Origin of the sequence: Georgenia ruanii (genome assembly GCF_009193175.1) — a bacterium.
In the GTDB taxonomy this organism is placed as follows: Bacteria; Actinomycetota; Actinomycetes; order Actinomycetales; family Actinomycetaceae; genus Georgenia; species Georgenia ruanii.
This window is the reverse complement of sequence record NZ_VUKE01000024.1, coordinates 1-12,068: the sequence shown is the minus strand read 5'-3', so window position 1 is coordinate 12,068 and position 12,068 is coordinate 1. Positions and strand designations below refer to the sequence as shown.

General features: G+C 73.4%; 10 protein-coding genes and 1 pseudogene. 3 read left to right on the top strand and 8 right to left on the bottom strand.

Features of this window, described 5'->3' with window-relative positions; translation table 11 throughout:
• Positions 1 to 135 precede the first annotated feature (135 nt).
• Positions 136 to 819, bottom strand: coding sequence for a TetR/AcrR family transcriptional regulator (locus tag GD880_RS18140; protein WP_226909803.1), 684 nt, complete (start codon positions 817 to 819; stop codon positions 136 to 138).
• Between the two features lie 215 nt (positions 820 to 1,034).
• Between GD880_RS18140 and GD880_RS18135 the strand changes: the two genes are divergently transcribed.
• Positions 1,035 to 2,420, top strand: coding sequence for an aspartate aminotransferase family protein (locus tag GD880_RS18135; RefSeq protein ID WP_152233015.1), 1,386 nt, complete (start codon positions 1,035 to 1,037; stop codon positions 2,418 to 2,420).
• A 67-nt stretch (positions 2,421 to 2,487) separates the two neighbouring features.
• Here GD880_RS18135 and uidA read toward each other — a convergent pair whose 3' ends face one another.
• The 5 genes and pseudogenes from uidA to GD880_RS20910 form a co-directional block, all read right to left on the bottom strand.
• Positions 2,488 to 4,272 carry a beta-glucuronidase gene (uidA, locus tag GD880_RS18130; RefSeq protein ID WP_152233014.1) on the bottom strand — a complete coding sequence of 595 codons (1,785 nt, stop codon included), beginning with the start codon at positions 4,270 to 4,272 and terminating at the stop codon, positions 2,488 to 2,490.
• 107 nt (positions 4,273 to 4,379) lie between these two features.
• Positions 4,380 to 5,543: an ABC transporter permease gene (locus tag GD880_RS18125; protein WP_226909802.1), complete on the bottom strand. Its 1,164-nt coding sequence runs from the start codon at positions 5,541 to 5,543 to the stop codon at positions 4,380 to 4,382.
• Positions 5,540 to 6,706 (bottom strand): ABC transporter permease, encoded by a 1,167-nt coding sequence (locus GD880_RS18120; RefSeq protein ID WP_226909801.1) that lies wholly within the window; start codon positions 6,704 to 6,706, stop codon positions 5,540 to 5,542. The genes GD880_RS18125 and GD880_RS18120 overlap by 4 nt, the downstream gene beginning before the upstream one ends.
• Positions 6,706 to 7,668, bottom strand: a complete 963-nt coding sequence (locus tag GD880_RS18115) for an ABC transporter ATP-binding protein (RefSeq protein WP_152233050.1) — start codon at positions 7,666 to 7,668, stop codon at positions 6,706 to 6,708. Before GD880_RS18115 ends, GD880_RS18120 begins: the two co-directional genes overlap by 1 nt.
• 191 nt (positions 7,669 to 7,859) lie before the next feature.
• A pseudogene (locus tag GD880_RS20910) lies at positions 7,860 to 8,173 on the bottom strand (SDR family NAD(P)-dependent oxidoreductase); the annotation flags it as partial.
• Between the two features lie 190 nt (positions 8,174 to 8,363).
• Between GD880_RS20910 and GD880_RS18105 the strand changes: the two are divergent.
• Complete coding sequence (locus tag GD880_RS18105; protein WP_152233013.1) at positions 8,364 to 9,449, top strand: DUF932 domain-containing protein; 1,086 nt, start codon at positions 8,364 to 8,366, stop codon at positions 9,447 to 9,449.
• 9 nt (positions 9,450 to 9,458) lie between these two features.
• On the opposite strand, the gene GD880_RS18100 is transcribed toward GD880_RS18105, so the two are convergent.
• Complete coding sequence (locus GD880_RS18100; RefSeq protein ID WP_152233012.1) at positions 9,459 to 10,358, bottom strand: TIGR03619 family F420-dependent LLM class oxidoreductase; 900 nt, start codon at positions 10,356 to 10,358, stop codon at positions 9,459 to 9,461.
• Between the two features lie 334 nt (positions 10,359 to 10,692).
• On the opposite strand from GD880_RS18100, the gene GD880_RS18095 reads away from it, so the two are divergent.
• Positions 10,693 to 11,427: an NAD(P)H-dependent flavin oxidoreductase gene (locus tag GD880_RS18095; RefSeq protein ID WP_226909799.1), complete on the top strand. Its 735-nt coding sequence runs from the start codon at positions 10,693 to 10,695 to the stop codon at positions 11,425 to 11,427.
• 87 nt (positions 11,428 to 11,514) lie between these two features.
• Here the strand turns inward: GD880_RS18095 and GD880_RS18090 are convergent, their stop codons facing one another.
• On the bottom strand, positions 11,515 to 11,826 hold the full coding sequence (locus tag GD880_RS18090; protein WP_152233011.1) for a hypothetical protein: 312 nt from the start codon (positions 11,824 to 11,826) through the stop codon (positions 11,515 to 11,517).
• Positions 11,827 to 12,068: the final 242 nt, after the last annotated feature.

The following is a 12,068-nucleotide window of genomic DNA, read 5'->3' as shown; positions in this document are numbered from 1 at the left end:
CGTCGAGACGTAGGAGCGCTGGGCTGCGGCGCCGGGCACGTGCCCGGCGCCGCAGCGGCCTCCGGGGTCGGCGCGGCCATGGCGGCGGGCAGTGCGCTACTCAGCGCGCTCCCACCGGTCTCGCCGGCTGGCGTCTCACGGCTGCAGCCGGGCGAGGCGGGCGCGCAGGCCCTCGAGCAGGGCGGTCAGCCCGACGTCGAAGGCCGCGCCCGCCGGGTCGTCGGCTCGGCGCGCGGCCACCGCCGCGGCGAAGACCGGCGCGGTGGAGGCGAGGTCGCCGACGTCGAAGATGTCCGGCGGGGAGGTGGCGTCCAGCGCCGAGGCGAGCACGAAGGACTCCACCGCGACGATGACGTCGACGACGGCCTCGGCCGGCCACCCGCCCGTCTGCAGCCCGGCCGCCACCCGCTCGTACATCGCGATGGTGTGCGTCGCCCCGGCGACCGGCGCGACGGCGATGACCGGCACGAGGGGGGCGTGGCGCGCGTAGGCGTCCCGGTAGGACCGGGCCCACCGCTCCAGCGCCACGTCCCACGGCTCCGTCGCGAAGCCCGAGGCGTCGATGCCCTCGTTGACGTGGTCCTGGATCCAGCGCAGCAGGTCCTGCTTGGCACGCACGTGGTTGTACAGCGCCGACGGCGAGACCCGCAGCTCGCGGGCCAGGGCCGCCATCGTCAGCGCCCGGTACCCCCGGGACTCGATCAGGGCCATGGCCGCCGCGGTGATCTTCGCCGGGGAGAGCACCGGCGTGGCCGGGCGCCCCCGCCGGCGCGCGCGGTCCGGCCGCGAACTCTCGGGGCGGTCACGCGCTGGGGTCACGGCCCACCATCCTTCCGTACCTCGGGGCGATCCGCGGGCGCCGTCGCCCCGCGTGGCGGGGTTGACGAAACACCCCCCGCCCGGCATAAATGATCTACGTTCATATCGGGGTGGGCCACCGGGCCGGCCCCGCGTCGCCGCACCCGGCGCCAGGCCGGCCGGGTTTGTCACCCATCACGGGCCCGAGCGCCAGGCCGGCGCGGGCGGAGGCAACCATGACCACCACCGATACCGCACAGATCTCCCGTCAGCGCATCGCCGAGCTCATCGCGCGCGAGGCCGAGCGTCTCGACGCGCGCACGCAGCGCTCGCGCGAGACGTACGCCCGCGCCAGCGCCCACCTCGCCGGCGGCGTCGCGTCGTCCTACCAGCTGCGCGACCCCTGGCCGATCTACCTCGAGGGCGGGCAGGGGCCGCGGGTCCGCGACGTCGACGGCAACGAGTACTGGGACTTCCACAACGGGTTCGGCTCCATGGTGCAGGGCCACGCCCACCCCGCCATCGGCGCGGCCGTGGCCGCGCGCTACCCGCTGGGCACCCACTTCGCCGCCCCGACCGAGGACGCGATCGTCGTCGGCGACGAGCTCGCCCGCCGCTTCGGGCTGCCGAAGTGGCGCTACACGAACTCCGGGTCCGAGTCGACGATGGACGCCATCCGGATCGCCCGCGCCTACACCGGCCGGGACACCGTGATGAAGATCTTCGGCTCCTACCACGGCCACCACGACACGGTGATGGTCTCCATCGGGGTGGAGTACGACAAGATCGGCGACCCCGACAACCTCGCCTCCCTCCCCTACGGCGCCGGCATCCCCCAGGCGGTCGTCGACATGACCGTGGCGGTGCCGTTCAACGACGCCGGCGCGATGGAGCGGCGCATGCAGCGCCTCGAGCAGGAGGGCCGCCTGCCCGCGTGCGTGATCATGGAGGCCGCCATGATGAACCTCGGCGTGGTCCTTCCCGAGCCGGGCTACCTCGAGGCGGTCCGCGAGATCACCTCCCGCTACGGCGTCGTCCTCATCTTCGACGAGGTCAAGACCGGCCTGTGCATCGCGCCGGGCGGTGCGACGGAGAAGTTCGGCGTCACGCCCGACATGGTCACCCTCGCCAAGGCGCTCGGCGGCGGCCTGCCCGCCGGGGCCATCGGCGGGTCCGCGGAGGTGATGTCGGTCGTCGAGGACGGCTCGGTGTACCAGGTGGGCACGTACAACGGGAACCCGCTGACCATGGCGGCCGCCCGGGCGAGCCTGCTCGACGTCCTCACCCCCGAGGCGTACGCGCACCTGGACCGGCTCAACGACCGCATCGTGTCCGGCTGCCAGGACATCGTCGACCGCTACGGCCTGCCCGGCTACGCCGTCGGCATCGGCTCGAAGGGCTGCGTGACGTTCTCGCCGCAGAAGGTCGTCGACTACGAGACCTTCAAGGCCAACCAGGACGCCGACCTGTCCGAGCTGGCCTGGCTGTTCAACATGAACCGCGGGATCTTCATGACGCCGGGCCGTGAGGAGGAGTGGACGCTGTCGGTCACGCACACCGACGAGGCGATCGACGCCTACCTCGCCTGCTTCGAGGAGCTGGCCCGGGACCTCACGGCCTGAGGCTCCCGCGCAGGCGCACCGGCCGGCCGGGGTGGTTCGCGGCCGCCCCGGCCGGCCGGCCGGCACCTCACACCCCGCCGCCCCACCGCCGGCGCAGCAGATGGGCCGCGGCCTTGGGCTCGCGGTCGCGGGTGAACGCCCCCTTCTTGTTCCCGCCAACCCGGGTCGGTCCGGCGACGGTGGCGAAGTCGGCGAAGTTCCACATCTGCTCGCCCACCACCGCCCCGACGCTGTCGAACACGCGGTGGTTCATCTCCAGGTACTCCACCTGGTACTCCTCCGACCACGGCTGCGGCACGAGGTTGTGCAGCCCCGGGAAGGTGTCCGCACCGTACTCGGTGATGATGATCGGCTTGCCGTCGCTCGCCCAGCCGGCCAGCTCCTCGCGCCAGGCCCGCTCGGCGCCGGCCAGGTCCCCGCTGTAGACGTACCAGCCGTAGTACCGGTTGAGCATGAGCACGTCGGAGAACTGCGAGACCCGGCACTGCCCGTGCGGCGCCAGCATGACGTTGACGAACCCGACCGGGCGGGTGGGGTCGGCCTCGCGGGCGACGTCGAACAGCGGCCGGAAGTACTCCTCGGCCGCCGCCGTGTGGGACTCGGGCTCGTTGGCGATGCTCCACAGCACCACGCAGGGGTGGTTCTTGTCCCGGACCACGAGGTCGCGGATCACCTGGGCGTGCACGGCCTGGGTCTGGTCGTTGATGGTCTCCGGCGAGTACGTCGTGTACCCCTGGGCGCCGAAGATCCCGCCGCCGAGCCCCATGTTCAGCCCCACGGCCGGGGTCTCGTCGATGACCACCAGCCCCTGCCGGTCGGCGTACTCCAGCACGTCCTCCGAGTACGGATAGTGCGAGGTGCGGAAGGAGTTCGCGCCGACCCATTCCAGCACGGCGACGTCGTGGACGAGGTGGGCGTCGTTGTGCCCCTTGCCCACGGTGGCGTGGTCCTCGTGCATGCCGAAGCCGCGGAAGTAGAACGGCTGGCCGTTGATGAGGAAGTCCGTGCCGCGCACCTCCACGGTGCGCACGCCGACGGCGAGGGGGTAGCTGTCCGCCGTCGTCTCGCCGTCGAGCAGCCGGACCTCGAGGTCGTAGAGGTACCCGTCGCCCGGGGTCCAGCGGTGCACGTCCGGCACGGTCAGGGTGCCGCTCGCGCCGTCGACCGCGGCGATCTCGTGGCCCTCCCGGTTGCGCAGCACGACGGCGAGCCGGGCCTGGTCCGCCGCGTCGCCGCCCGCCTCGAGGGTGTAGTCCACGGTGCCGGCGGCGCCGTCGAGACCGGTGACGACGGTGATGTCGGCGACGTAGGTGCGCGGGGTGGTGTAGAGCCAGACCGAGCGGTGCAGCCCGGCGTAGTTGAAGAAGTCGTGCCAGTAGCGCAGCGTCTTGCCGGTGGGGGTGTCCTCCATGACCCCGGGCGGGATGGTCTGGAAGGTCAGCTCGTTGTTGACGACGGCGGTGACCCGCACCTCCTCGCCGGGCGTGACGAGGTCGGTGACGTCCGCCTCGAACGGCAGGTAGCCGCCCTCGTGCGTCATGACCTCGGTGTCGCCCACCCACACCGTGGCTTTGTGGGTGGCGGACTCGAAGTTGAGCACGATGCGCTGGCCCGTCCAGCCGCGCGGCACGCGCACCGTGGTCTGGTACCAGACGTCGCCGACGTAGTCGCGGACCTCGGGGTCGGCGAACAGGTCGTTGAAGCTGGCGGGCACCGCGATCTCCCGGGCGCCCTGGAGCGGGCGGGACTGCCAGCCGGTGGACCGGCCGAGGCCCTGAAGGTCGAGCGCGAAGCTCCACAGCCCGTCCAGCCGCTTGCGCTCGCGGGTGGCGGTGTCCCTGGGTCGGAGCATGAGGACCTCCTCGGCGCCGTCGCTCCGCCCATTCACGCACACCCCACCGACACCGGCACGACGGCGGTGCTCGCGCGCCGGCGCCGGCGAGCCGCGGGCGGGGATCGTCAGAGGGCGCGCGCGAGGCTGCGGCGCAGCAGCCAGGCGCCCAGGCCCAGCAGCACCGCGGCCATGGCGGCCAGCACGCCGAGCTGGGGCAGGACGTCGGCCAGCGTGCCCTCGTGCCGCTGGATCTGCGCGAAGGCCTCGTACGCCCAGGCGTGCGGGGTGACGTTGGCGACGGCGCGCAGGGTGTCCGGGAAGACCTCCAGCGGCACCATGCACCCGCCGAGCGCGCCGAGGATCAGGGCGGCGCCGACCCCAATGCCCGTGGCGGCGCCATCGTTGTCCATCACCGAGCCGATGACCATGCCCGCGGCGGCCGAGACGACGCTGAAGACCGCCAGGACGAGCAGGGACAGGCCGATGCTGCCCCAGCTCACCGAGAACAGCAGCGAGCTGCCGGCCATGACGTAGGCGCCCTGGAAGAACGCGATGACCCACCGCCCGATCGCCTGCCCGGCCACGAGCTGACCGGTGGAGACGGGCGCGGACAGGACGCGGGAGACGACGCCGTAGCGGCGGGCCTGGATGAGGGTGGCGGACCCGGCGAGGGAGGTGAGGAAGACGAACAGCAGCGTCATCGTTCCCGCGCCCAGGTCGAACTGGCCCAGCCCGGAGAACGCCTGCGCGACCTCGTCGACGTCGGTCACCCGCACCTGAGGCGCGCTGACGGCGCCGGCGGCGTCAGCCAGGGCCGTCCGGGCGTCGGCCGCCGGGATCCCGGCGGCCACGAGGGCGGCCAGCTGGGCCTGCTCGGTGGCGAGCGCCTGGACGGCGGTGCGCACGCGCTGGACGACGGCCTGGGCGTCGGCCTGGCTGCCGGCGATGACCTCGAGCTGCGCCGGCTCCCCGGCGTCGTAGGCCGCCGCGGCCTCGTCGGACACGAGGATCCCCGCGTCCGTGCGCCCCCGGGCCAGCTGCTCGCGCACGACGTCCGGCTCGGCCAGGGTGACCGCGACGTCGTCGTCCTGCAGGGCGGCGACCAGCGCCCCGCGCAGCGCGGTGTCCGCCCCGGCGACGGCGGCCCGGCCCTGCATGGCGCCGGCGCCGAACTGCGAGCCGATGAGCACGACCAGCAGCAGCGGGAAGATGAACGCGAAGAAGATGTTGGACCGGTCCCGCAGGAAGCGCCGCAGCTCGACGCCCGCGACCGTCATCGCCGCGCTCATGCCGCCACCCCCCGGTTCGGCACGACGCGGGCGATCGCCCAGCACACGACGGCGAAGCCCAGCATGATCGCCACCGGCACCCCGATCGCGGCGAGCCCGCCGCCGCCGGCGGTGATGCCCAGCCCGCGGATGAACGCGGCGACGGGGTTGAGGTCGAGGAGCTGCCCGGCCAGCCCGGTGGCCGCGATGGGGAAGAACGCCCCGCCGCCGACCCCGAGGACCATCGCCAGGATGGACTGGAGGATGTTGGCCTGCTCGGCGGTGCGGGCCACTCGGGCGATGACGAACATCAGCGACGTCGCGGCGGCGACGACGCACACGATGAGCACCGCGACCGCCGCCGGCGAGCCGAAGCCGACGCCGAAGAAGGCCGACCCGGCGGCCAGCAGGACCGCGGTGGCGACCACGCCGAGCACGAAGCTCGTCAGGCCCTTGGCCGTGACGATGCTGCCGCGCCGCACCGGCATCGACAGCAGCCGGGTCAGCGTGCCCTGCTGGCGCTCGGCGACGAGCCCGAGCACGCCGAACCCGACGGTGAAGAGGAGGAACAGCCCGGCCTGGCCGGCGACGAGGGCGCCGGAGGCGGTGAGCTGCTCGCTGGACGCCTCGCCCTCGGTGAGGGTGATCGCGCCGGATTCGCGGGCCACGGCCTGGGCGATGGCGGCCGCCCGCTCGGGCGGCAGCCCGGCCGCGCCGGCCGCGTGCGCGACGATGGTGCCGGCGGTCAGCTGGTCGACCACGCCCTGGACGACGGCGACGAGCACGTCGGTCTCGAGGCCGGCGCCGTCGCCCTCGATGAGCTCGACGGTGGTCGCCTCGCCGCGCTGGAGCGCCCCGCCGAACCCGGCCGGCACGAGCAGGCCCAGGCCGGCGTCGCCGCTGCGGGTCAGGGCGCGGACCTGCTCGGGGTCGGTCCGTTCCACGGTGACGTCCAGGCCGTCGATCTGGGTCAGGGCGCCGACGACCGCCGCGGCGATCGGGTCGCCGTCGGCGGCGCTGGCGGCGACGGTCACGGGCTCGAGCTCGGGGTCCTGCGCGCCGCCGAAGGCGAGGTTGAACACGAACATCAGCCCCAGGGGCACGACGATCGCGAAGATCAGGACCGACTTGTCCCGGACCCGCTGGCGCAGGTCCGACGCGGTCATGGTGAGGATGTCGCGCATCAGTCCCGCAGCGCCTTCCCGGTCAGCTGGAGGAACACCGACTCCAGGTCCGGGCGGGTGATCTCGACGTCGCTCAGGGTCAGCCCGGCCGCGGCGGCGCCGGTGACGATGGCGGCGACCGCGGTGGGCGCGTCGTGGACCGTGAGGACCAGGGTGCGCCGGTCGGCGTCGACCCGGTCGACGGCGGGCAGGGCCCGCAGCGCCTCGGCCGCGGCGGCGGTGTCGCCGGTGCCGCTGAGCCGGATGTGGTCCAGGCCGCCGGTGAGGCGGATCAGCTCGTCGCGGGTGCCCTCGGCCTGGATCCGGCCGGAGTCGACGATGGCGATGCGGTCGCAGAGGCGCTCGGCCTCCTCCATGTAGTGCGTGGTGTACAGCACCGCCATGCCCTCGACGGACAGCGCCTCGACGGACTCCAGGATGGCGTTGCGCGACTGCGGGTCCACCCCGACCGTGGGCTCGTCGAGGATGAGCAGCAGGGGCCGGTGCAGCAGGCCCACGCCGATGTTCAGCCGGCGCTTCATGCCGCCGGAGTACTCCTTGGTGGCGTCCTTGGCGCGGTCGGTCAGGCCGACCAGCTCGAGCACCTCGTCCACGCGGGCCGCCAGGGCCTTGCCGCCCAGGCCCTGCAGCCGGCCGAAGAAGGTGAGGTTCTCCCGAGCGGTGAGGTCGGGGTAGATGGCCAGGTCCTGCGGGACGAGGCCGATGTGCCGCTTGACGGAGATGGCGTCCGGGCCCATGGGCTGCCCCGCCACGGTCACGCCGCCGGCGTCGGGGGCGAGCAGGCCGGCGATCATGGAGATCGTCGTCGTCTTGCCCGCGCCGTTGGGCCCGAGCAGGCCGTAGGTCTCCCCCGCGCCGATGCGGAAGGAGACGCCGTCGACGGCGGTGAGGTCGCCGAAGCGGCGCACCAGCCCGTCGACGACGAGGACGTCCCCCTGGCGGGTGCGCGCCTCCTGGGTCATCACGGCGCTCGGGCCGGCGTCGCTGCTCACGTCTCCCCCTCGGGGTCTCGTCCGCTCCCACCTGCGGCGACATGCTCCCACGGGCGCGGCGCGGGTCACGGTGACGCGCCGCAGCGGTGCGGCCTGTTCACCTTCGTCTGTGTGGGCTTGTCCTTGTCGGCCGGGGCGTTGGGCACGTCAGACGGCGGTGAGCCGCCGTCGACGAGGTGGTAGCTGCCGGTGATGAAGGAGGCCTCGTCGGAGAGCAGGAAGCACACGAGGTGGGAGACCTCCTCGGGGCGGCCGAGCCGGCAGGGGGTGGCGGGTGCGCAGCACGCCGAGCACCTCGGGGGTGAGGTTGTTCTCCAGCAGCGGGGTCATGATGTAGCCCGGCCCGACACAGTTGATGCGCAGGCCCTGCGGGCCGTGCTCGGCGGCGGCGTTCTTCGTGATGCCGACGACGCCGTGCTTGGCGGCCGGTGTAGGCGCCGTTGCCGACCGCCGCGACCGTGCCGTGGATGGAGGCAGATTCGTGACCTCGTCGTCCCGCCGGATTCGTGCCCTCATCGTCCCCGTGGAGACGGGCAGGCGCCACGGACCTGGAGTCATGACCCGCACGGCGCTGCCGTCTGCACGGTGTGTCCGCCGTCGCCATCCACAGGGCCCCGGCGCGATGTCGGTGCCACGCGGTTGGCTGCCGCCAAGGAGGCAATGCCATGTCACTGGAGACCTTGCAGACCCTGAACACCCAGACCCTCATCGGCAACACCACCCACCGCGGCACCGCCTGGCACTACCGGGCCGAACTGCAGGGCGAGGAGCCCAACCACTACCCCGGCCCCATCCCGGTGGAGGACGTCGCCCGTCGGCTCTTCGGCTGGCAGGCCGAGTCGCGGGCCATCGCCGTCGAGCGCCCGGCCGACGCGCGGACGATGACGCACCTGAGCCCGGAGGGCGCACCGATGCGGTGGATGCTCGTCCCCGGCCGGCAGGCCATCGTCCGCTCGGACCGGCGCGACGGCCACGTGCTGGGCGTCTTCACCGACGCCTACGTGCCCCACCCGTACACGGAGTACCTCCTCACCTCGCTCGCCAACATCCTCGACGACTCGTTGTCCGTCAGCTCCGCGGGCCTGCTCAAGGGCGGCGCCGTCGCCTGGGTGGAGGTCAGCGTGCCCGAGTCCATCACCACGCCCGAGGGGGTGGAGTTCCGGCCGAACCTGCTCGCCACGACCACCCTGGACGGCTCCCTGGCCACCACCTACAAGCGCACCGTCACCGACGTCGTGTGCGACAACACCCGCAACGCGGCGCTGCGGGAACGGGGCCAGGATCTCAAGATCCGCCACTCCCGCAGCTCGCGCCTGCGGCTGGGCGCAGCCCGGGAGGCGCTCGCGCTCGTGCACACCACCGCCGACGCCTTCGCCGCCGAGGTGGCCCGGCTGTGCCAGATCGACGTCTCGCGGCGCACCTGGGACCGCTTCCTCGACGCCTGGGTGCCCACGACCGGCGCGCACGGGGAGAAGCTGCCGCCCAAGGCGCTGCGCCACGCCGAGAAGAAGCGGGAGGCGCTCGCCGGGCTGTACCGGCACGACCGCCGGGTGGAGCCATGGGCGGGCACCGCGCACGCCGTGCTCCAGGCCGTCAACACGTACGAGCACCATCACAGCCCCACCCGCGGGGAGACCTCCCGAGCCCAGCGCAACATGCTGCGCACGGTGACCGGCGCCTATGCCGCGCTGGACACCACCGTGTGGAAGACGCTGCAGCGGGTGCTCGCGGACGAGCGGGCGGCGGTGTGAGCGCGATGGTCACGACGCCGGGGCGAGCGCCTCCAGCACCGCGTGCGCGCGACGCATCGACGCGACCGGGTCGGCGTCGGGGTGGCCGACGGTGGGGTCGAAGTTGAGGTCGACGAAGACCTCGGTGATGCCCTGGGCGGCCAGCTCCGGCAGGTCCGCGCGGACCTCCTCCAAGGACCCGGTCAGCGGGATGGTGCGCGGGGCCTCGCGCAGGACGCCGCGGCAGACGAAGCGCAGCCGGTCGGGATCCCGGCCCGCGGCGCGCGCCCCGGCGCGGACGCGCTCGATGGGGTCGGCCAAGTCGGCGGGGTCGGCCCGGCTGCTGCTGATCCACCCGTCGGCCAGGCGCCCGATACGAGCGAGCGCGCTCGGCGCCGAGGCGCCCAGGAGGACAGGGGGCGCCGGGCGCTGCACGGGCTTCGGCTGCACGCTTGCCCGGGGCACCCGATAGAACTCGCCCTCGAACTCGACCGGGTCGGGCCCCCACAGGGCAAGCAGGCACGCGAGGTACTCCTCGGCGCGGGCACCGCGGCGCTCCATCGGCGTGCCCGAAGCCTCGAACTCTTCCGGTTGCCAGCCGAGCCCGAGGCCGACGTCGAGCCGGCCGCCGGAGAGCACGTCGAGCGTGACCATCTGCTTGGCGAGGAGAACCGGCGCAACGAACGGCAGGTTGACGACCGCGGTGCCCAGACGCACGCGCTCCGTCACGGCTGCGGCGAAGCCGAGGGCGACGACGGGGTCGAGGACGCTGGCGTACACCGGCGGCAACCGGCTGCCTTCGGGGACGAGCAGGCGCTGGAAGGTCCACAGCGAGGCGTAGCCCAGCTCCTCGGCCCGCCGCGCCACCGCGGCGATGTTGGCCGGCGTGGCCCAGGCGCCGGAGACCGGCAGGGCGAACCCGATGTCCATGCGTCCTCCTCGCGTCGTTTGGCCGGTCGGCATCGACGCCGGCCGTAACCAGGGTGGTGGGCGCCCCGTCCGCCGGCCTGGGCGCTAGCCTCGCCGCTGAGCGACCCCAGCGCAAAGGAGCAACCGTGCTCGACACCTGGCTCACCGACACATTCGACCTCAGGGTCCCGGTCATCGGCGCGCCCATGGCCGGCCCGGGCGAGGGCCCGCTGGCCGCGGCCGTGTCCGCCGCCGGCGGGTTGGGCATGGTGGGCGTCAATGCGTCACGCAGCGGCGACTGGGTGACGGAGCAGGCCGATGTCGCCCACGCGGCCGTCCGTTCGGCGTGGGCCTCATGGCGTGGGCCCTCGCGGACCGGCCCGAGCAGCTCGACGCGGCCATCGCCGCCCGGCCCGCGCTCATCTCCATCAGCTTCGGCCCACCCGAGTCGTACGTCGGCCGGGTCAGGCAGGCAGGCATCCGGGTCACCGCCCAGGTGGGGACCGTGGAGGAGGCGCGGCGCGCGGAGGCCGCCGGCGTGGACCTCGTGGTGGCCCGCGGCGCCGAGGGCGGCGGGCACGGGCGCGGCGAGGTCGCCACACTTGCGCTGCTGCAAAGCGTCCTGGACGCGGTGGCCGTTCCCGTGGTCGCCGCGGGCGGGATCGCCGGGCCCCGGGGGCTGGCGGCGGTGCTGGCCGCGGGTGCCGTCGGGGCGTGGGTGGGCACGGCGTTGCTTGGCTGCACCGAAGCGGGCACCTCTGCTACAGCGCGCCGGCGATTGTTCGACGCCGCTGAGACGGCGACGGCGTACGGACGGGTCTTCGACGTGGCCCAGGGGCTCCGCTGGCCCGCCGAGTACGGCGGGCGCGCGCTGCGCAACGCCTTCTTCGACGCCTGGCATGACCGGCTCGACGAGCTTGCCGAGAACGCCGACGCCGCCGAGCAGCTCCGCCAGGCGCGCGCGGCTGAGGACTACGACACCGCCGTCATCTACGCCGGTGAGGGTGTGGGCCTGCTGCGAAGTGAGCGGTCCGTGGCCGAGGTTCTCGCCGAGTTCGGCCGGGCCGAGGACCTGCTGCGGCGGTTCTGACGTCTCGGAGCACGGTGAAGGCCGGGCGACCGCACAAGCGGCGCCCGGCCTGTCTGCCCTACGCCCGGTTAGCCAGGCACGGCCGATCTACCGGCCGAAGGTCTCGTAGTACTCCCACGAGGCCGGTACGCGCCCGAACGCGCCATGCGACGGGGTCATCCCCCTGCGCGCCGCGGCCAGTGCGGCGGTGTGCGAACCGCCGAACAGGGAGATGAGGGCCAGCACCAGGCCGAAGCACATGATCACCGCGAGGATGCTGGAGAGGAAGGGCATGCTCGCACCAGCGGCCGCGAGCATGAGGGTGACCGCCAGGCTGCCGCCGAGGAGCACCCACCCGCGCTGCGCCGTCGTCAGGCGGGCCAACCAGCCGGGGCGACGAGAAGCTCTGAACGGGGTCATGGGGCACCTCCGGAGGGCCAAAGGGGAGTCTGGTTGGGACCATAGTCCCGCCCGCAACAAAACGCCAGGTGTTGTCCAAAACGTCCGGAAAAGTCGCCGAGAGTGCCCGGTTTCATGGCTCTTCGCAGTTGAGGGTGTAGCGGGGGTGGGCGCGTCGTTGGCCGGATAGAGGTCGAGGTCTTCCGAAGATGGAGGTTCCTACGCCAGCCATCTGAAAGACCTCGACGTGCCCGACGCTACCT